We start from the raw sequence: 20,433 nt of genomic DNA on the forward strand, positions 1-20,433 counted from the left end.
CCTCCTCGGACGGGTATGCGGAATCAGGCCCGGTGCAGGGCCTGGGCGGCGTACGCCGCGGCGGCGGGTTCGAACTGGAGCACGACATGACTGGCGGCGGCGTTGACGTCCCGCCAGGCCCGCTGCAGACCGTTACCGTCGGCCTGGGCCCGAGTGCCAGCGGCGCGGAACAGCCGGTCCACGGCCGAGACCAGCAGGTCGACGGCGAGCGCACAGTCGCGGCTGTTGCGGGCGGTCTCCAGCGCGGTCACCGCGCCGCCGTCGGCCACCGCGGCGACCCGGTCGAGCAGCAGCCGGGCGGCGTCGATCTCACCGGCGCTGCGCGCCAGGGTGCCGTCGTAGGTCGGGCCGCCACTGATGCCGTTGGCCGGGCTGGTGCGCAGCTTCTCGGCGATCCACGACGTCCAGAGCTTCAGGGCGCCGTCGGCCGCGCCCAGCACGGGCACCGCGAACGCCAGGCCGTTGGCGGCCTTGAGCGGCACCCGGTGGCACGGCGCGTCCGCGTCGGTGGCCCGGCCCTGCGCCACCGCCTCGCGGGTGAAGGACCGCTCGGCCGGCACGACCACGTCGTCCAGCACGAGAGTGTTGCTCCCGGTCGCCCGCATCCCCACGTTGAACCAGGTGTCCACGGTGGTGTACGCGTCGCGGGGGACGGCGAAGAACCGGGCCTCGGGCGGCCCGTCGGTCTTCGCCATGGCGCAGACCAGGGCCCACTCGGAAAACTCCACCGCGCTGACGAACGGCCACCGACCGCTCACCCGCCAGCCCCCCGGCACCGGTCTGGCTTCGCCGAGTGGCATCAGCGCGCCGACGATCAGCGGGTCCGGGCCATCCCGCCACAGCTCCTCCTGACCGGGGGCTGGCAGGTACGCCGCCATCCGGCCGAGACTCGCGGTCAGTGACGCGTACCAGGCGGTGGAGGCACAGCTCTCGCCGATCACCGCGACGCCGCGGGTCACCTCGGCGAAGGTGCCCGCGTTGCCGCCCCACCGAGACGGTACGAAGTGACGGGCGAAGCCGGCCTCGATGACGGCCCGGACCACCTCGGGATGCAGTTGCCGGTCGGCTTCCGCCTCGCCGGCACGCTTGCCGGCCAGGTCGGCGACCTGGCCGGCAGCGTCCAGCAGACCGGTCTGGTTGGACATCTGTTCGCGCACCTCTGTGCCTCCTCGGGCCACGGGACGGCTGGCATCGCCGGTCACGTTCTCAGGAGGGACTCGAGGACAACTCGACGTCAGCTCGGCCCGAGCCCCGACGAGGTGCGCGCCGGGTCACGAGGCGACCCGGACGTGGGCCCGGGCGCCGACGGGCCCGCCGGGGCGCCGTCCGGGCGTGGGCAACTGCCCGACGTTGAGCAGCTCGAACTGCAATTGCTGGATCTCCGGCGTGGGTAGCACCCCGAGTTCCTCGTCGAGGATGCGCCGCAGGTCGTGGTACGCCTGCAACGCCTCGGCCCGCCGACCGGAGCGGTTGAGCGCCGTGATGAGCTGGGCGTGGAACCACTCGTTGAGCGGGTACGCGTTGACCAACGCGCGCAGCTCCGGGATCAGCTCGCGGTAGCGCCCGAGCCGCTGCTCGGCCTCCATCCGCAGCTCGATGGCCCTGATCTTGAGTTCTTCGAGGTGGGTGATCTGTCCCCGCAGGACCGTGCCGGCGGTGATGTTCGCCAGCGCGGCACCTCCCCACAGGTCGAGCGCCTCGCGCAGCACCCGGGACGCCTCCTCCAGCCGGCCCTCGTCGAGCAGGGTCCGCCCCTGCTTGGTGAGCCGGACGAAGACCGCGGCGTCGACCTCGTCCTCGGCGACGTCGATGAGGTAACCCGGCGGTCGGGTGACGAGCAGCGTACGGCCCGGGGGCGCCAGTTCCTGCCGGGCGAAGATGCGGCGCGCGTGGTAGACGTACGTCTGCAGCGTGGTGACCGCGCTCCGGGGCGGGGCGTCCGCCCACAACTCCTCCACGAGCGAACTCACGCTGACGATTTCGTTGGGTCGGATGAGCAGCAGGGCCAGCACCTGGCACACCTTCGGCGTGCTCAATGTGCAGGCTTTTCCGCTGTCCGCGACGATTTCCAGTGGACCGAGCAGCTTGAAACGCACTCTTCCCCCGAACTGGTCCGTTATTCACCGACGGTTCATGCCGGACATCCGTCATGCCTGGAGCGAATCGCCAGGCGGGCGACGTCGACGTCCCCCCGGAAGCAGTTGTATCAACTGCTCCAAACAGTTACGGCGGACTATCGGACTGCGGACAATCCGGTGTTCGCCAGGCGCCAATTGCAGCCCGGGCCGAGCATACTCGGCGACCCACCTGGCCCGCACGTAGTGATGTGCGCCACTCTACCGCCGGCACGGGCATTGAGCTGGGGAAATGCATTATCCGAAGGGCCAACTTGGCCGACGCATCACACTATCCGACAGAAGTCGCAGCCCTTTCCGTCCACGATCGGACGGCCGCGTTATTCGTTGTGCGCGCAAATTCATCGACGTGAAACATTTCCGGGTCACGCGAAAGAACGATGAAGGAAATGCAGGCGAGGGCGACGGGAACGACAGCCCGTTCCCGCCACCCTAGCGATGCGCCGATCAGGCCCAGCAGTCCGGCAGCCGCCCTCCGTTGAAATCCACCATTTCCGCGAAAACGGATGAGACGTCCAGGGGGCGACCGGGTTCGCCGCCGCGCAGCTCGTCGTACGCCCGGTGCAGGTTCCCCACCATCCGCTCGGCGTCGAGCAGGTCGGCGAACTCACCCAGGTCGGTGTCCCGGGCCGCCTCCAGCGGGGTCAGCCCGGCGGCCAACCCGGCGGCCGCCACCTCCTGGATCCAGCGCAGGTACGCCTCCGTCCGGTCGAACACCTCCGGCCCGGTGACCGGGCCGTGCCCGCAGACCACCGTCACCGGCGCGAGCCGGCGCAGCCGGGCCACCGCCCGGAGCGCACCCTCGATCGATCCCATCAGGTTGAACGGCGTGCAGCCGGCCAGCACCACGTCACCGGCGAACAGCACCCGCTCCTCGGGCAGCCAGGCGACGACGTCGTTGGTGGTGTGCGCCGGACCGACGTGGATGAGTTCCACCCGCCGGTCGCCCTGGTGCAGCGTGACGGCCTCCCGGAACGTGAGGTGGGGCAGGACGACCCGGACGTCGCCCCACGCCACGTCCGGCCAGAGGCCGGTCAGGGCCATACCGGTCGCCGCCATCTCCGTCCGGGCCTGCTCATGGGCGACGATCGTCGCGGTGGGACCGAAGGCAAAGTTGCCGAACGTGTGGTCCCCGTGATGGTGCGTGTTGACCAGGATGCGGCCCGGTCCGGCGCCGAGCCGGTCGACGGTCTGCCGCAGCCGTACCGCCCGCGCCTCGGTGGCCACCGTGTCCACCACCAACACGCCATCGCCGCCCACCAGGATCCCCGCGTTGTTGAGACACCACCCGCCATTGGGCTGGGTGTAGGCGTGGACACCGTCGGCGACCTCCACCAGTTCGGCCGCTGACGCCGGTGCGCGGGCCGTCCGCGAGGAGGCGCTCACCGGGCGGAAGCCCCGGTCGTCCGCCCCGCTCTGCGGGCCGCGGCGAACTCGCCGGCCCGGGCGAGGGTGGCGCGGCTGTTACCGCCCAGCGCCGCCCGGACGTACGCGCTGGCGTCGGCCAGGCTGGTCCCGGCGCCGAGCGTTTCGGCCACCGCGCCCGGGTTCATCGCCACGGTGTGCCGGGCGGTCACGACGGCGTCGCCGGCCCGCTCGGTGAACGACCAGGTGCCGCTGTGCCCGAGCAGCAACGTCGGGGGTACCAGCTGCTTGTAGGCGACCAGCTCCGGTGCCCGGCACACCCGGACGGAGCGGGTGGTGTGCGCGGCCCCCTCCGCGGTCACCGTCTCCATCTCCAGGGTCTGGACGCCCGGCACCTCCTCGGTCAGCGCGACCCGCCGCACGTGGGGCAACCGCTCGGCCCAGCGATCCGCCCGGTCGACGAACTCGTAGGCGTCGGCCACCGCACCCGGGATCTCGACCGTGTCCTCGAACGAGAACACCACGTCCTCGAGCGGCTCGCCCAGTTCGGCGATCCGGGCCAGCGCCCCCAGCTCGGCGGGGCTGTTGCGGTGCAGGGCCTCGCGGACCCAGGCGACCGCCGCGGGATCGTCGTCGACCGCGGTGAAGTGGTGGCGCAGCACCACCTTCGTCCGCTCGCCGGGCAGCGCCTGGAACAGCCACTCGCCGCCCATCGACGCCACCGGTGGCTGACTGCGTTCCTGCTCGAACCGGATCCGGCCCGCGTCGGGCTCCAGCACCCGGCGCGACGTCCACGTCTTCACCTCCCCGTTGACCAGCGCCCAGAGCTGGAACCGCTCCTGCCGCCCCTGGTGGCCGAGGTGCTCGACATGCACGGTCGGCCCGAACACCGCGGGCCAGCGACGGACATCCGCCACCAGCTCGTAGACGAGGTCGGGGGAACCGGGGACGACGGAGGTGTGCTCGGTGGTGTACGGCTTCGGACCGCTCATGGCTGGGCAACTCCCGTTCCATCGGTGGGTGCGTGGGTCGGCCGGCGGCCGCACCACGCGGCAGCTCAGACGCCGGCTGCGGCCTTGTTCACCGCGTCGAGCACGGCATTCGGCGTACTCAGCTCCAGGACCTCGTCGTCCGGGAGGCGCACCCCGAACCGCTGCTCGATCCGCGCGGCCGTCTCCATCAGGGCGAGCGAGTCGTAGCCGAGATCCTCGAAGGGAACGTCGGCGATGTCGCCGGCGACGGCGGTCGAGTCGTCCTCGCCGGCGCACTCGACCAGAATCCGGCGCAGGTCGTCGAGGGTCATGACGGACATTGGTTTCTCCTCATCGGTCACGGTGTCACTCGTCGTGTACGTCAGACGCGGACGGACTCCGCGTCGCCAGCGACGGCCCGCAGGACCATCGCCGCGTTGAAGCCCCAGCGACCCCGGGCCAGGACCAGGGCGACGGAGACCGGACGGTTGCGCGGCGCACCGAGCACCAGGTCGATGCCGTGGTCGGCCGGCACGTCGGTCGTGTGCCAGGTCGGCGGGACCACCCCGTCGCGGATCGAGAGCAGGGCGGCGACGACGTCCAGCGGCCCGCCGCCGGAGTAGAGCCGACCGGTCAGCGTCTTCGGCGCGGTGACCGGCACCCGGCCCGGGCCGAAAACCTCCCGGATCGCCTCGGCCTCGGCCCGGTCCAGCTCGGGCAGCCCCGCCGCGTCCGCAAACACCACGTCCACGTCCCCGGGCCGCAGGCCGGCGTCGTCGAGCGCGAGCTCCACGGCTCGCCGCAACCCGGGCGGCCGGTCGCTGCCCTCCGGCGGGTCGAAGGTGGCGGCGTAGCCGGCGATCTCCCCGTACACCTGTGGCGCCCGTCGCCGGGCGACGGCGTCGGCGCGCTCGACGACCAGGATGGCGCCGCCCTCCCCCGGCAGGTAGCCGCTGGCAGCGGTGTCGAACGGCAGGTACGCCCGATCCGGGTCGACCGCGCCGCTGACCCGGCCGCTGGACAGGTGCGACAGCCAACCCCACGGATCGAAGGAGGAGTCGACGCCGCCGGTGACCACCAGGCCCGTGCCACGCCGGGCGGTACGCCGGGCGTGCCCGAGAGCGTCCAGGCCACCCGCCTGCTCGGCGACCAGCACCGCCCCCGGCCCGCGCATCCCGTGCCGGATCGAGATCTGGCCGGTGTTGACCGCGTAGAACCAGGCGAACGACTCGTAGACGCTGACGAACTGCGGCCCCTGGGACCACAGCTTGCGAAACTCCCCGTGGGTGAACTGGAAGCCGCCCGAGGCGTTCGAGGTGATCACGCCCATGTCGTAGTCCGTCATCGCGGCCTGGTCGACGGCCGCGTCGCGCAGCGCCCAGTCGGCGGCGGCGAGGGCCAGCCGCGTGGACACGTCGGTCTGCGGCAGCAGCCGGTTCGGCAGGTGCTCGGCCGCGTCGAAGTCGAGGATCTGCCCGGCGAGGCGCGCCGGATATCCGGTGGAGTCGAACCGGGTCAGCGGCGCGATCCCGCTGCGACCCTCCAGCGTGCCGGACCAGAACTCCTTGACACCGAGGCCGTTCGGGGCGACCACACCGATGCCGGTGACGTAGACGGGCTCGCTCATGCCGCCGCCCCCGCCGACCGCAGCACCATCGCGCTCTGGAAGCCGCCGAAGCCGCTACCGACGCTGAGCACGGTGTCCAGCCGCTGTTCCCGGGCGGTGAGCGGCACGTAGTCGAGGTCGCACTCCGGGTCGGGGGTCCGCAGGTTGGCGGTGGGCGGCACCACGCCGTTCTCGATCGCCAGCGCACAGGCGGCGATCTCGATCGAGCCGATCGCCCCCAGCGAGTGGCCCACCATGGACTTGATGGAGCTGACCGGCACCCGGTACGCGTGGTCACCGAGGCTGCGCTTGAATGCCGCGGTCTCGTGCCGGTCGTTCTGCTGGGTGCCCGAGCCGTGGGCGTTTACGTAGTCCACCGCCGTCGGGTCCAACCGGGAGTCGTCCAGCGCCGCCCGGATCGCCTCGGCCATCTCCCGGCCGTCCCGCTTCAGGCCGGTCATGTGGTACGCGTTGCAGCGGGTCGCGTAGCCGGTGATCTCCGCGTAGACGTGCGCGCCGCGGCGTCGCGCGTGCTCGTACTCCTCCACCACGAACATCGCCGCCCCCTCGGCGAGGACGAACCCGTTGCGGGTGCCGTCGAACGGCCGGGACGCCTGCTCGGGCTCGTCGTTGCGCGGCGTGGTGGCCTTGATCGCGTCGAAGCAGGCCACCACGATCGGGGTGATCGGGGTGTCGGCCGCACCGGTGAGCGCCACGTCGAGGGTGCCCTCCCGGATCAGGTCACTGGCGTAGCTGACCGCGTCGAGGCCGGAGGTGCAGCCGTCCGAGACCATGGTGACCGGGCCCTCGGCACCGACCGTCCAGGCCACCTCCGCCGGCATCACGCTGGGGATGAGGTAGTCGAACATGTGGGGCGACAGATAGTCCTGATCGACCAGCCACCGACGCCCGCTGTCGGAGAGCACCAGGTATTCCCGTTCCAGGCTGGTCGCGGCGGCCACGGCGCTGCCCAGGCTCACCCCGATCCGGTGCGGCTCGGTCACCGCCAGGTCGAGGCCGCTGTCCTCCACCGCCTCCCGCGCGCAGACCACGGCGAACTGGGTGGCCCGGTCCATCCGACGGATCTGGCGCGGGCTGAGCCCCTCCATCACCGGGTCGAAGTCGCACTGGGCGGCGACCCGGGACCGGAACGGGGAGGCGTCGAAGAACGAGATGGTGCGGGTCGCCGTGCGACCCGAGGAGAGCAGGCCCCAGAACTCCTTGGTGCCGCGCCCACCCGGAGCGCGGACGCCGATACCCGTGATGACCACGCGGCGGCTCATGAGCGGGCTCCGGAGGCGATCCGGCGCGCCCGGGGCGGGGCGGCCGGACCTGGAGTCGGCGGGCAGACTGAGCGATGCATCACCGGTGCGTTCCCTTCGCCGGACGTGCACGGACGACGGCCGCCGGTGTTGCCGCCCGGCGACGTAGTCAGCCTCAGCAACGGCGCTCGAACCGCGCTCGAGGATTGATGGGCCCGCGGCCGGGCCGTCCCACGGCTGGCCCCGGCGCAGAACCAGTTCGGCACCCGTACCGGCTCCAGGGGCGCCCGGATGGCGGCCGGCACGAACGCCGGCTCATCGGTTGGCTTCGTGGATCGGGCTCCTCCGGGCCCTCTGTTTGGCAGCTCCGGGGCTCGGCGGCGTGGTACGACTCCTTCAATCCGGCATGAAGTCGACAGAACTGGCGAGTCGATGGCGACGATCAGCGCGACGGCACCGATACGCCCACCCGAGGCTCCACGTCGGGCGACGTTCCTGGAACTGGCCTTCGACCTGGCGCTTGTCGCCGCCCTGTTCCAGCTCTCGCACTACCTGGTCCAGCATCTGCACTGGAGCGGCGCTGCCCAGAGCGCGGTCCTGCTGCTGACCGTCTGGCGGATCTGGATCATCACGACCTGGATCACGGACCGGCTGGACCCGCAGCGGCTGGGGGTCCAGCTATGTGTCGTCGTGACCCTGACCGGCACCCTGCTCCTGAGTGCCGCCATGCCCGAGGCGTTCGGCGAATATGGCTGGATCTTCGCGGGTGTCTACGTCGGGATGCACATCGGCCGCCACGTCTTCCTCGGGCTGTTCCTGCGTGGCCGGCTGCAGCGCGTCGCCTGGGCGGCGCTGGTGTGGGCTGGGGTGTCTGCCGTGCCGTGGATCGCAGGCGCTCTGACACACGGAGCGCTGCGGGTGGCGCTGTGGACATTGGCGATAGCCCTCGACTACCTGATCCACGCGCTCGACTACCCCCTTCCAGGGGCCGGCCGCAAGGCTGACTGGGACCCGCCGGTCGCGGCCGAGCACGTGGCCGAGCGTTACCAGCAGGTCTTCATCATCGCGCTCGGCGAGTTGATCCTGGTCAGCGCGTTGACGCTCGGCGACGGCGGCTTCGCACCCGACCGGACCGCAGCGTTCCTGGTGTCGATCGCCACCGCCGCGCTGCTGGCCCGCATCTACATCGCCCGCGCCGAGGCGTTGCTCCACGCGGCCACGCGCGCGATCCCGGGGGCGAACCGCATCAGCCGCTGGGCGGGATTTACATTCCTGTTTTTGGTGGCCGGTATCGTCGTCACCGCAGTCGGCGACGAACTCGTCATCGCCCAACCGACTGGCCGCACAGGACTTGCCCTGGCCTTTGCCATACTCGGCGGACCCGCACTGTACCTGGCTGGCCGCGGGTTCTGGGAATACCTGGTCTACCCACGGGTGTCCTGGACCCTAACGATCGGGTTGCTGGTGCTGGCCGCCCTCGTCCCAGTGGCGCTCCACTTGCCGCCGATCCTTGCCGCTACCGCCGCCGCAGTGGTGCTGGCCGGCGTTGCCGTCGCCGACGTCGCCCGATCCCGGGCAGGCCCAGCCGAAGCGCCATCGCCGCGAGCTGGCGAGCCTGACCACAATTAGGCCACCGGCAGCTCCCGGCATTCCGCTGTTCACCCTGTGGTGGCTGGTCGCCCTGACCGACCGTCACCGCGGCGAGGCCGCCGCGCTGAGGCGGTCGGACGTCGACCTCGACACCGCGACGCTGAGTCAACATGGCCCTCCCGCGTGCCCTTGATCAGTGCACGCTTATCGGCTACAGGAGAGGGCGTTTCGTCGGATCGGCGGCCAACCTGCCGCCCCTAGGTCGCCGGATCTGCCGCACATCACCTGGCGGAGTTGTGTCGCACGTCAGTTGTCGGAACTGATCGGCCTCTACCGTCGCCCGACACGGGCGAGGTTGTCGGCCCGGGCCGCAGCAGCACATCCACATCCACCAGCGCTGCCGGGTGGTACGACTGTCTCAGAGGCTGACAGAACCGGCAGAAACGGGGCGAACCGATGACGGGTGGCGCAGCCCGGCTGGTGCGGGGAACGGAGGAGCAGGGGGCGACGTTCCTGGACCTGTTCCTCGACCTGGTGTTTGTCTTCGCGCTCTTCCAGCTCTCGCAAGGGCTGCTGGACCATCTGAACTGGAGCGACGCCTTCCAGACGCTGGTGCTGCTGCTCGCCGTGTGGTGGGTGTGGGACCAGACGTCGGCGGTAGCCGACAGGTTCGACCCGCAACGGCCGGCGATACAGGTGCTGGTCATCGGGTCCATGTTCGGCAGCTTGGTGCTGGCGGCGTCGGCACCCGAGGCGTTCGGCGAACATGGCCTGGTCTTCGCCGGCGCGTACGTCGCCGTCCAGGTCGGTCGCAGCCTGTTTCTCGTGTTCATTGCGCGTGGCGACGAGCGGCAGCGTCCCGAGATGCGGGTGCTGTTCTGGTTCGGCGTGTCGGCGGTGCCGTGGATCGCGGGCGCTGTCATGCAGGGTTGGCCGCGTGGGGTGCTGTGGGCGCTAGCGGTGGCCGTGGACTACACGGTGCCCAGACTGGGCTGGCCCATGCCGAGGCTGGGCCGCGCGGGTGCGGCGGAGTTTGCGATCTCGGGCGAGTTCCTGGCCGAGCGGCATCGGCAGTTCTTCATCATTGCGCTCGGCGAGCTGATTCTGGTGACGGGGCTGGGGCTCAGCAGCAACGCCTTCGAGGCTGACCGCAGCGCGGCGGTCGTGGTGGCGTTCGCGACCACGGTGCTGCTGTGGCGGATCTACATCCACCGTGCCGGGGAGGTGTTCGGCGGGGCCGTCGCCGCCGCCCCTGATCCGCTCCGCGTTACCGTGTCGGCGATCTACGCCCACCTGGTCATGGTCGCCGGCATCGTCGCGATCTCCGTCGGCGACGAGCTCGTCATCGAGCACCCGTTCGGGCACACACAACCGGCGTGGGTCGCCGTCATCCTCGGCGGACCCGCACTGTTCCTCGCCGGACGGGCCGCCTTCGAGTACACGGTGTTCGGCCGGGTGTCCCGAAACCGCGTGGCCGGGGTCCTCCTGCTCGCCGCCATCTCGCCGGCAACGATCTTCCTGCCGCCCGTGCTGGTCGCCGCCGCCGCTGCTCTCGTCCTGGCCGGGATCGCCGTATCCGACGCAGCCCGTGCCCGAGGACGCCCACCCGAGCCGCCCTCACCACCTGGCTAGCCGGAAAGTATCACCCACGTCCCGAGCCTGTTCTGACGGGTGATGGTGCTGACGGGTGACACCGTTGCTGTCAATCACCCCGAAACGACATCTGGGCACCCACCCGTTAGGGTGAATGCCCAGATTATTGCTGGTGCGCCGCCAGGGACTCGAACCCCGAACCCGCGGATTAAGAGTCCGCTGCTCTGCCAGTTGAGCTAGCGGCGCTCGTCGGCAACGGAGAGAACATTAGCACCCCGCCGAGCCGGGCTCCAATCCGGTTACCCGGGTCCCCCCTTCGGACGAGCTTAGTCGGCAGAACGGGGCAAACCGACCAGCGCGCCCGGGACGGGGACGTGTGTCGAGGCGGTGATACGGCACGATGTCCGCCAGGTACGCGAGAACAGAGGTGGGGATGGCACGGTTCACGCGAGCCGGGGCGGTGGTGGGCGCTCTGACCCTGGTGGCGTCGCTGGCACTGACCGGGTGCGGCGACGAGCAGAAGAAGCCGGAATTCGTCGGCGGGACCGAGTCGAGCGCGAGCGCCGAACCCGGCACGGCGGAGCCGACGGCGCCGGCCGCGCCGAGCGGGCCCCCGTTGACGCTGAGCCCGGGCGACGGCACGAAGAACAAGCCGGTGAGCACGGAGATCAGCGCGAAGCTCCCGGACGGCGCGAAGGTGTCCGGGGTGACCCTGACCGCCGCGGGCGGCAGTGCGGTCACCGGCAAGCTGCGCACCGACGGCTCCTCCTGGGTGCCGTCCGCCCCGCTGAAGTACGGCACCCGCTACACCGCCACGGTGACGGCGACCGCGCCCGACGGGACGAGCAGTCAGGGCACCAGCAGCTTCACCACGATGGCCAAGCCGAAGTCGACCATCGGGTCGGGCCTCTACCTCTTCGACGACAAGAGCTACGGGGTGGCCATGCCGGTCGTCACCGAGTTCCACCCGGGCATCCCGAAGAAGGACCGGGCGGCGGTGCAGAAGCGGATGTTCGTCCGCACGGACCCGCCGCAGCCGGGGGCCTGGCACTGGATCGACAACGGCACGCAGGCCTACTACCGGGCGCCCGAGTACTGGCAGCCGGGCACCACCATCACCGTGCGGATCGCCCTGGCCGGGGTGCCGCTGAGCAACGGCCGCTACGGCGACGTCGACCGCAAGGCCACCGCCAAGATCGGCCGTTCGTTCGTGATGAAGGTCGACAACGCCAGCAAGAAGATGTCGGTGTACGAGAACGGCGCTCTGGTCCGCACCGTGCCGGTGAGCCTGGGCAAGAAGACCACCCCGTCCTCCAGCGGCACGATGGTGGTGATGGAGAAGAAGGAGTCCACGGTCTTCGACACCCGCGACGACCCGGACCCGGCCAACCGCTACGTCACCGAGATCGACTTCGCTCAGCGGCTCACCTGGGGTGGCGAGTACATCCACGCCGCGCCCTGGTCTGAGCACTTGCAGGGGCGGCAGAACGTCTCGCACGGCTGTGTCAACGTGTCGATGGCGAACGCCCGGTGGCTGTTCGAGAAGACCCGGATCGGTGACCCGATCACGGTGAAGGGCACCGAGCGCAAGCTCGCCGCCGGTAACGGCTGGACGGCGTGGAGCCTGAGCTGGTCGGAGTTCGTCAAGGGCAGTGCGTTGCCGGTGCCCGCGGGCGGGTCCGGCCCGGCAGTCTGAGCCCTCCGACGCCCCGCGCCGGCCCGTGCGACCGCACGGGCCGGCGCGTACTCTTTGCTCTGCCCGCGACGCGGCGGTGCCAGCGGCGACCTTCAGTCCCGGCACGGAGACGAGCCAGGCTCACGAAACGCCGGATATTAGCAAATTTCCGGCACCATTGTTGGCGTGTTCCGGTTCACCCTCGGCAACCGGGGGCGGTTCTGGCGCGTCATTAAGAGACGATGGGTCAGGGACCACGACTGTGAGGACATCATGCGAGCTAGCCAGGACCAGCTGATCCGGCCCGGTGGGCGACGCCGCGTGCTCGCGGCGGGGCTTCTCGCCGTGGCGCTGGCCTTCACCTCCGCCTGCACCGACGGCGGCGGCAAGCCGTCCTCATGGCAGGGCGGCGGCGAGAGCCCGGCGCCGAAGGCGGCGGCGACCATCAGCGAACCGGCGGCCGACGCCAAGGACGTGCCGGCATCCACCGGCATCACCTTCACCACCAAGGACGCCGTGGAGACCGCCGTCGAGCTCAAGGACGCGGCCGGCAAGGCGGTCGAGGGCACCCTCGCCGCCGACGGCAAGACCTGGCTGCCGGCCGGGGCACTGGAGTACGGCACGAGCTACACCGCCACGGTGACCGCGACCGGTGACGACGGCCGTCCGGCCACCGCCACCAGCACCTTCACCACCATGGCGAAGCCGGGCAAGCAGATTCGGGTGAGCAGCTTCCTCGGCGACAACCAGGTGGTCGGGGTCGGGATGCCGCTGATCGTGAAGTTCAGCCAGGCCGTTCCGGAGGACTACCGCGACGACGTGCAGCGCCGGATGACGGTGACCTCGACGCCGGCCCAGGAGGGAATCTGGCACTGGGTGAGCCCCACCGAGATCCGGTACCGGCCGAAGGAGTTCTGGAAGGCCAACACCAAGGTCTCCTACCGGGTGCAGGCCGGCGGCCTGCCGATGGGTGACGGCTGGTACGGCCGCGCCGACCTCACCGTGGACATCAAGATCGGCGCAGCGGTGGTCATGACGGTGGACAACAAGACCAAGCGGATGACGGTGACCCGCAACGGCGCCGTGGTGAAGACCATCCCCGTCAGCCTGGGCAAGAAGAGCACCCCGTCGTCCAGCGGCACCATGGTGGTGATCGAGAAGCTGCGCAAGACGGTCTTCGACACCATGGAGGAGCTGGGCCCGGAGGAGGGCTACCGCACCAAGATTGACTTTGCCCAGCGGCTCACCTGGGGCGGGGAGTTCATCCACGCCGCGCCCTGGTCCGAGGGGCAGCAGGGCACCACGAACGTCTCGCACGGCTGCGTGAACGTGTCGATGGCCAACGGCGACTGGCTGTTCAAGAACACCCAGATCGGCGACCCGATCACCGTCAAGGGCACCGAACGCAAGCTCCAGAACGGCAACGGCTGGACCGACTGGAACATGAGCTGGGACGAGTACGTCAAGGGCAGCGCCGTGCCGTACGAGCCGCCGGCGGACCCGGACGTCACGCCGACGCCGGACGCCGGCACCCCGACCCCCACGCCGACCGCCTGAGTAGCCACAACGACGAAAGCCCCCTCCACGCGGAGGGGGCTTTCGTATGAGGTTGAGGCCCCACAACGACTCAGGCCCCCTCGTTGGAGGGGGCCTGAGGTTCACCAGCTGGGTGACTGATGGGAATTGAACCCACGACAACCGGGACCACAACCCGGTGCTCTGCCAACTGAGCTACAGCCACCATGCCTCCGACGCCCGGTCGATCGCCCCGGGCGGGGTGCGGACCAATAATAGCCACACCCCGGCCGACCCCGTCCAGCGGGTTCCCGGCTCCCCGCGGCCGACACACCTGCCAACGCCGCGCCCGGTGTCCGGGAGGCCCCCGTCAGAGGTCGGCGGCGATGCTCTTGGCGGTCTCCACGTCCGGGCCGGGCAGCGGGACGAAGACGGTCCGCCGGTAGTACTCCAACTCGCGGATGCTCTCCCGGATGTCGGCCAGCGCGCGGTGCGCCAGGCCCTTCTGCGGCTGACCGAAGTACACCCGGGGATACCAGCGGCGGCACAGCTCCTTGATCGACGAGACGTCGATCATGCGGTAGTGCAGGTGCGCGTCGAGGCGGGGCATGTCCCGGGCGATGAAGCCCCGGTCGGTGGCGATCGAGTTGCCACACAGCGGCGCCGTACGCGGGTCCTTGACGAAGCTGCTGACGTACTCCAGCACCCGGTCCTCGGCCTCGGCCAGGGTCACCGGCGAGCGGCGCACCTCCTCGGTGAGGCCGGACTTGGCATGCATCGTCCGGACGATCTCCGGCATCGCCTCCAGCGCGGCCTCATCGGCGTGGATCACCACGTCGACGCCGTCACCCAGCACGTTGAGGTCAGGATCGGTGACCAGTGCCGCAACCTCGATCAGCTTGTCCCTGCCGAGGTCCAAACCGGTCATCTCACAGTCGATCCAGACGAGGAGATCAGCCACCGGGACAGCCTACGCGCCGGCCACGACCCGCGGCTGCGCGCTCTCCACGGAGCAGCCCGCTAGGGTTTCGGAGTGCCAGCCGAACCCGTCGCACCGCCCGCCGTCACCGACGACGACCCCGGCGGCCGTACGGTCCGTCGACTCGTCGCGGTGGTGGCGCTGATCGCCGTACTGCCGGCGCTCTACCTGCCCGGCCTGGTGCACAACTTCTTCGACCTGAAGATCTACATGTCCGCCATGGACTGGTGGACGGCGGGCAACCCGCTCTACGACTACGTCCAGCCGGACCGGGTGCAGGGCGAGCTGTACTTCACCTACCCGCCGTTCAGCGCGCTGCTGCTCTGGCCGTTCGGGCTGATCCGGCTCGGCGCCACCGTGACGATCTTCACGGTGCTCACCGTGCTGGCCGTGGTGGTGACCACCCGGTGGCTGCTGACGCCGGTGATCGCCCGGCACCACCTGCCTCGGGCGTTCACCCTGACCATCGGCGTGCTGCTGGTGCTGGCGGTGGAGAGCACCCGCGAGACGATCACCTTCGGGCAGATCAACATGCTGCTGGTCGTGCTGATCCTGGCCGACCTGCTGTTCGCCGTGCCGCAGGCGCGGCGCTGGGCCGGCGTCGGCATCGGCCTGGCGACGGCGCTCAAGCTCTTCCCGGGCATCTTCATCGTGTACCTGCTGGCCACCCGGCGGTGGCGGGCCGCGGTGGTGGCGAGCGCGACCGCGGCGGCGGCGACCCTGCTGGCGGCGGCGGTCGCGCCCGGCGACTCGTGGCGGTTCTGGACGCAGGAGTTGTGGGACAACGACCGGGTCGGCCGCACCGACTACACCGGCAACCAGTCGCTGTTCGGCCTGCTGAGCCGGTTCAGCGCGCCGGAGAAGCCGGACCGGCTGCTCTGGCTGCTGGTGGTCGCCGTGGTGGCCGGCTACGGGCTGTGGCGGGCGGTCCGCGCCGCCCGGGCGGGCGACGCGTTGACCGGCCTTACCCTGACCGGCCTGGTCGGCGCCCTGGTCAGCCCGATCACCTGGACCCACCACATCTACTGGTTCGTGCCGGCGGTGGTGCTGCTCGCGGACGCGGCGCTGCGCGCGGACCGGCCGGACGAGGTGCGCCGGCGACGGTGGCTGGCCGGGCTCGCGGTGGGCACCACCGCCCTGATCATCTACGGCGTGGTGTCGTTCCACGACTGGGGCGTGGCCCCGGTCCGCACCGACGATCCGGTGGACTTCGTGCTGCGCAACGGCTATGTGCTGCTCAGCCTGCTGCTGCTGGTGACCCTGCCGGTCCGGACGGACCGCTCGGTGGAAAAGTCGCACCAAATGGACAGACCTCCCCAGTAGCCACCATCGGCGCTAATCTGGTCTCACCTACCTCAAGCGTCGCTCGGGTAGCACCGATCCCCCGGTGAGGGTGGCCCTCCGCGTCGGCAGCGCGGAGGGCCACTCGCCGTTTTCTCCACCGTCACCGGCCGGGCCGTCGGCTCCGGAGCGACCGGTGGCCAGGCCAGACTCAGCGTCACCTCCGGCGGACGGGGCAGCCGGGCCGGCGCCTCCACGTCCGCGAGGGTGCTCGGCCGGGCCGGTTCGGCGCCGATCGCCGACCGGGGTCGCTCACCCACGCCGGACCCGACCGGCGTGAGCTGCCGCCCGGCCGGCAGCGACCGCGCCACTCCGGCGTCCGGGGCGGGCGGGGCGCCCAGGCCACTCAACGAACTGACCCCGAGCCGGCCGGCGAGCACCGGCACCTGGTCCGGTTCGACCACGAAGACCACCTCGCGCGGACGCGGTGGGCGCAGCAGGAGCACCGCCGCGCCCACCACGAGCAGCACCCCCACCGCCAGCAGCCCCCAGGTGGTCGGCGTGGTCCAGCCCGCCCGCAGCTCGGCGCGCAGGTCCAGGGCCAGGTCGGCACCGCCGTCCGGCCGCATCATCACCAGGCTCATCGGCTCGCCGGCCAGGTCGTCGGCACTCCACTCCAGCGAGCCGATCCCCTCGCGTACCCAGAACGGGCGACCGAGCGGGGTGACCGCCCCGGCGGCGGTCGGGGCGTCGGCGGCCGGGCCGGCGGGGTCGAGCCGGACCGGCAGCGGACCCCGCGCCAGCGCCACCCGCCGGACCGCGGCGTGTGGCACCGGCTCCAGCCAGCGGCGCACCTCGGCGGTGGGTGCCAGCCCCACGAAGGCCGGGCCGTCCGGCGTGCGGGCGTCGACCCGAAGCCGGGTCTGCGCGGTACGCGCGAACGGCGCCTCCTGGCGCAGCAGCCGGTCGAGGTCGGTGACCACGACCGCGCGCCCGGGTGTGCGGACCGTCTCGAACCGGGCGGCGAAGGTCCCGCCGGGATCGGCGTGCCGGGTCACCAGCCAGAGCGCGCCACCGGCGAACAGCGCCGGAATCCCGATGACCAACAGCAGCACTCCGGCGATCGCCCGCACGAAACGCATTCGCACCGTCCCCCTCCGTAGCCAGATACCCGGCCGACCTTACCGACGTACTCCGTCTGATCAGGGGATATCCGCAGCACGGTCGGTTCCGGCTCTGGAAAGCACGCTGGCCCGCCGGATCGTCCGGCGGGCCAGCGGGTGTGACGGTGCGGCTCAGGACTTGGCGACCGGCTCCCGACGGGTCCGGGCGAACGCCAGCCCGCCCAGCGTCAGGCCGGCGAGGCCGGCGACAAGACCGGCGACGCCGAGGCCAACCGCGGTGCCGTCGCCTTCGTCGTCGTCATCGTCGTCGGTCGTCGCGACGGCCGCCGCGGCCGGAGTGGGGGACGCCGACGGCGCCTCGGCGGTCAGGGCGAGCACCGGCGCCGGGTGCTCCGGCTCCTCGCCGCCCGAGGTCGGCTCGTCGATCCAGCGCACCACGTTGCCGTCGGAGTAGGTCTGCAGGGTCTTGAAGACCATCGAGTCGACCTTCGGCAACGGGCCCATGGAGACGGGGAACTCCTGGAACTGGCCGGGCTTCACCGCCGCGTCCCCGGTGGCCGTCCAGGTGATCTTGGCCACCGCCTCGGTGATCGGGCTGCCGTGCACCTCGATCGGCGGGTCGACCTTGCGCTTCTCCACGGCCACCGTCCACCCGGGCACCGGCATGGTCGACACCGAGCCGACCGGGGCGTTCTCCGGCAGCACCACCTCCAGCTTCGTGGTCGACGCGGTGTCGCTCTCGTTCGGCACGCGGAACGCCACCCGGGCGTAGCCGCCCTGGGTCGCCTCCTTCGGGTTCACCGAGACGTGGGCGGACGCCGGCCCGGCGAAGCCGAGCACGGCGGTGGCGACGGCGGTGAACGCCAGGGCGGTAGCGGCGGTTGCGGTACGCCGGAGACGGGTCATGGGTTTCGGGAGCCTCTCTAACGGATGGGCACGGTGGCGGTCACCGTGGCCTGGTCGATGTCGGACGTGCGAACGGTGATCTTCAGTTGCCAGTCGCCGGCGGCCGGCAGGCTGACGTCCCCGTAGGCGTGGTTGTCCGTCAGCGGCAGCAACGGGACCTCGATCGGCTCGATCCCGGCCGAGGGCAGCGCGGCGGTCGCCCGCCACTCCGCCACCGGCTGCGGCTGGTTGTCCTTGGTGTACGCGTACAGGTGCATCGAGTTGTTGCCCCGCTCGGCCGGGTCCAGTTCGACCTGGAGGGAGAAGAGCGGGCTGGACAGGGTGGTGGAGAACAGGCCGGCCTGGGTGCCGGACGGCTCGGCCACGGCGGTCCGCGCGGGCGTGGTCTGCACCAGCGTCGCGGACAGGCCCAGCACCACCACGGTGACCGCCAGCTCCACCAGGACCGCCCGGCGCACCGGCACGGGTCGCTGCGCCGCGGTGCGCCGGCGCACCAGCTGCCGGGAGTACGCGGCCACGGCGATCACCAGCGCGAACAGCCCGATCTTGGCCAGCAGCAGCCGCCCGTACGTGGTGTTGACCAGGGCGTCGACGGTGGCCACCTCGATCAGCGCCTGGACGGTGCCGGCCAGCAGCAACGCCGAGACGGCGAGCGCCGCCCAGCGTGACCAGATCGGCAGGATCGCGCCCAACTCACGCTCGTCGGCCTGGCGCAGCAGGAAGACCGCGAGCATCAACAGGCCGCCCAACCAGACGGCCATGCTGCCCAGGTGCACCGCGTCGACCACGACCGAGACCGCCGGGGCCGGGGAGGCGGCCGGGTGCCCGGCCAGCGGCCAGGTCAGCAGGGTGGCCCCGCCGAGCACGGCCAGGATGACGGCGTCCGCGCGCCCGGACGGCCGGGCCAGCAGCGGCCGGAGCAGGAACGCCGATGCCGCCAGCAGGCCGAGCCGGACCAGGTGGGCGGCGCCGAAGGCACTGCCGAACACGCTGCCGAACCCCTCGCCGGTCACCTCGAAGAGGCCACCACCGGCGGTGTAGGGCACCTGCAACCACAGGTCGGCGAGGGTGGCGACGGCCACCAGGCCGAGACCGGTCCACGCCAGCCGGGCCGGCCCCCGCCGGGACAGCCGTCGGGGCCACAGCGCGGCGAGCACCAGCGCCGGACCGACCAGCAGCACCAGGCCGGCGTACCCGAGGAAACGGGCCACCTTCACCGCGTTGCCCACCACCGGGTTGGCCCGGCTGTCGGCGCCGGAGTCGACCGGCGGCGTCGAGGGCGCGCCGACGGAGTAGGTGAACGCGCCGGAGACCGGGTGGCTGTCGGCGGAGATCACCCGGAAGCTGACCAGGTAGGTACCCCGTTCCCCGGCCGGGTCGACCGGGATGGTCACCACGGCGCCGTTGAAGGACGGTTCACCCCGGTCGGCGCGGGAGCCGTCCGGCGCGATGACCCGGATCTTGCCGGGGACCTTGCGGACCGACTCGCTGAACGTCAGGACCACCTCAGCCGGGCCGCTCGGCACCACCGACGAGGCGGCCGGGCTGCTGCTCTGCAGCACGGCGTGGGCGCTGGCCGGAGTGGCCGGGGCGATCAGCAGGGCGACGACGGTGACCAGGAGGCCGGCGGTGGCGGCCAGCCGGGCGAGCCAGCGGCGGGGGGCGACAGTCATGCCCGCCATGCTCGCCGACCGGCGTGGGTCTCGGCGACCCGAGCCGGTTGGGCGGCTCACCCGCGCCCTGCCGCCAGCGCCGGCGTGAGCGGCCGATCCTCCCCGCCGCTGCGGCCCAGCGCCCAGAGCAGCCCCGCCTGGACCACGGCGGCCAGGTGGCCGACCTCGTGCACCAGCGCTGTGGTCGAGTTGGCGATGTCCACCACGCTGGTGCCGGCCAGGCAGACCGCCAGCACCAGCGCCACCGGCAGGAAGGCCCGGGCCCGCTCGGGTCGCCAGGCGGCCAGCGCGAAGCCCACCGCCAGCGCCACGTCGAACGAGGCCATCTCCCGGCTGGTGTGCGGGTCCACCGACACGCCCAGCCCGGCGAGCAGGATCGGCAGCGCGATGGCCAGCTGGGCCACCGCGGCCACCGCCACCGCGACCCGCAGCACCTGCCGGCGGGCCCGCCGGATCGCGACCGGGCTCCGGTGGGCGGAATCGGCGGCGACCGCGGCCAGCACCGCCGCGGTGAGGTCGGGCACCTCCACCGGCCGCACCCGGGCCAGCCGGGTCACCTCCTCGGCCCGGGCCAGCCAGGCCCGACAGCCGGCGCAGGTGGCGGTGTGGGCGTCCAGCGCCGCCGGGGACGCCTGCGGGTCCTCCCCGTCCAGCCGCGCCGACAGCGCCGCGCGTACGTGGTCGCAAGTCATGACGGGGTAGTCGGCCCAGGGCGGGGAAAAGTTCCCGACGTGGCGCAGGACATCCAAGGGGCAAAG

General features: G+C 71.6%; 16 protein-coding genes, 2 tRNA genes and 1 pseudogene. 5 read left to right on the forward strand and 14 right to left on the reverse strand.

The genetic code is table 11. The features are described from left to right. Positions 1-23: 23 nt before the first annotated feature. The 7 genes from AB0K07_RS25135 to AB0K07_RS25165 all read right to left on the reverse strand — a co-directional run bounded on the left by AB0K07_RS25135 (position 24) and on the right by AB0K07_RS25165 (position 7,360). Positions 24-1,157: a hydrolase gene (locus AB0K07_RS25135; RefSeq protein WP_363758159.1), complete on the reverse strand. Its 1,134-nt coding sequence runs from the start codon at positions 1,155-1,157 to the stop codon at positions 24-26. Positions 1,158-1,271: 114 nt separating this feature from the next. After that, entirely contained in the window at positions 1,272-2,096 is an 825-nt protein-coding gene (locus AB0K07_RS25140; protein WP_363758161.1) for an AfsR/SARP family transcriptional regulator, read from the reverse strand. Between the two features lie 486 nt (positions 2,097-2,582). Then, entirely contained in the window at positions 2,583-3,521 is a 939-nt protein-coding gene (locus tag AB0K07_RS25145; protein ID WP_363758163.1) for an MBL fold metallo-hydrolase, read from the reverse strand. Beyond that, positions 3,518-4,492 carry an aromatase/cyclase gene (locus tag AB0K07_RS25150; protein WP_363758165.1) on the reverse strand — a complete coding sequence of 325 codons (975 nt, stop codon included), beginning with the start codon at positions 4,490-4,492 and terminating at the stop codon, positions 3,518-3,520. Before AB0K07_RS25150 ends, AB0K07_RS25145 begins: the two co-directional genes overlap by 4 nt. 65 nt (positions 4,493-4,557) lie before the next feature. Continuing rightward, complete coding sequence (locus AB0K07_RS25155; protein WP_363758167.1) at positions 4,558-4,812, reverse strand: acyl carrier protein; 255 nt, start codon at positions 4,810-4,812, stop codon at positions 4,558-4,560. A 41-nt stretch (positions 4,813-4,853) separates the two neighbouring features. Beyond that, positions 4,854-6,098, reverse strand: coding sequence for a ketosynthase chain-length factor (locus AB0K07_RS25160; RefSeq protein WP_363758169.1), 1,245 nt, complete (start codon positions 6,096-6,098; stop codon positions 4,854-4,856). Further along, positions 6,095-7,360, reverse strand: coding sequence for a beta-ketoacyl-[acyl-carrier-protein] synthase family protein (locus AB0K07_RS25165; protein ID WP_363758171.1), 1,266 nt, complete (start codon positions 7,358-7,360; stop codon positions 6,095-6,097). Before AB0K07_RS25165 ends, AB0K07_RS25160 begins: the two co-directional genes overlap by 4 nt. 411 nt (positions 7,361-7,771) lie before the next feature. On the opposite strand from AB0K07_RS25165, the gene AB0K07_RS25170 reads away from it, so the two are divergent. Further along, positions 7,772-8,968, forward strand: coding sequence for a low temperature requirement protein A (locus tag AB0K07_RS25170; RefSeq protein WP_363758173.1), 1,197 nt, complete (start codon positions 7,772-7,774; stop codon positions 8,966-8,968). Positions 8,969-9,385: 417 nt separating this feature from the next. Continuing rightward, on the forward strand, positions 9,386-10,561 hold the full coding sequence (locus AB0K07_RS25175; RefSeq protein WP_363758175.1) for a low temperature requirement protein A: 1,176 nt from the start codon (positions 9,386-9,388) through the stop codon (positions 10,559-10,561). 131 nt (positions 10,562-10,692) lie between these two features. Here AB0K07_RS25175 and AB0K07_RS25180 read toward each other — a convergent pair. Beyond that, positions 10,693-10,768, reverse strand: a tRNA-Lys gene (locus tag AB0K07_RS25180). 187 nt (positions 10,769-10,955) lie between these two features. Here AB0K07_RS25180 and AB0K07_RS25185 point away from each other — a divergent pair. Beyond that, complete coding sequence (locus AB0K07_RS25185; RefSeq protein WP_363758177.1) at positions 10,956-12,218, forward strand: Ig-like domain-containing protein; 1,263 nt, start codon at positions 10,956-10,958, stop codon at positions 12,216-12,218. A 252-nt stretch (positions 12,219-12,470) separates the two neighbouring features. Further along, positions 12,471-13,754, forward strand: a complete 1,284-nt coding sequence (locus AB0K07_RS25190) for an Ig-like domain-containing protein (protein WP_363758179.1) — start codon at positions 12,471-12,473, stop codon at positions 13,752-13,754. Positions 13,755-13,865: 111 nt separating this feature from the next. On the opposite strand, the gene AB0K07_RS25195 is transcribed toward AB0K07_RS25190, so the two are convergent. Further along, a tRNA-His gene (locus AB0K07_RS25195) sits at positions 13,866-13,938 on the reverse strand. Between the two features lie 144 nt (positions 13,939-14,082). Further along, complete coding sequence (orn, locus tag AB0K07_RS25200; RefSeq protein ID WP_363758181.1) at positions 14,083-14,673, reverse strand: oligoribonuclease; 591 nt, start codon at positions 14,671-14,673, stop codon at positions 14,083-14,085. A 72-nt stretch (positions 14,674-14,745) separates the two neighbouring features. On the opposite strand from orn, the gene AB0K07_RS25205 reads away from it, so the two are divergent. After that, complete coding sequence (locus AB0K07_RS25205; protein WP_363758183.1) at positions 14,746-16,014, forward strand: glycosyltransferase 87 family protein; 1,269 nt, start codon at positions 14,746-14,748, stop codon at positions 16,012-16,014. 260 nt (positions 16,015-16,274) lie between these two features. Here AB0K07_RS25205 and AB0K07_RS25210 read toward each other — a convergent pair. The 4 genes and pseudogenes from AB0K07_RS25210 to AB0K07_RS25225 form a co-directional block, all read right to left on the reverse strand. Then, a pseudogene (locus tag AB0K07_RS25210) lies at positions 16,275-16,586 on the reverse strand (hypothetical protein); the annotation flags it as partial. Positions 16,587-17,267: 681 nt separating this feature from the next. Further along, positions 17,268-18,002 (reverse strand): YcnI family protein, encoded by a 735-nt coding sequence (locus AB0K07_RS25215; RefSeq protein ID WP_363758185.1) that lies wholly within the window; start codon positions 18,000-18,002, stop codon positions 17,268-17,270. Between the two features lie 17 nt (positions 18,003-18,019). Then, the gene (locus AB0K07_RS25220) at positions 18,020-19,684 is read right to left on the reverse strand and encodes a copper resistance protein CopC (RefSeq protein ID WP_363758187.1); all 1,665 of its coding nucleotides are present in this window, start codon (positions 19,682-19,684) and stop codon (positions 18,020-18,022) included. Between the two features lie 47 nt (positions 19,685-19,731). Then, positions 19,732-20,367, reverse strand: a complete 636-nt coding sequence (locus AB0K07_RS25225) for a zf-HC2 domain-containing protein (RefSeq protein ID WP_363758189.1) — start codon at positions 20,365-20,367, stop codon at positions 19,732-19,734. Positions 20,368-20,433: the final 66 nt, after the last annotated feature.

Origin of the sequence: Micromonospora sp. NPDC049301, from assembly GCF_040678715.1 — a bacterium.
Taxonomy (GTDB): Bacteria; Actinomycetota; Actinomycetes; order Mycobacteriales; family Micromonosporaceae; genus Micromonospora.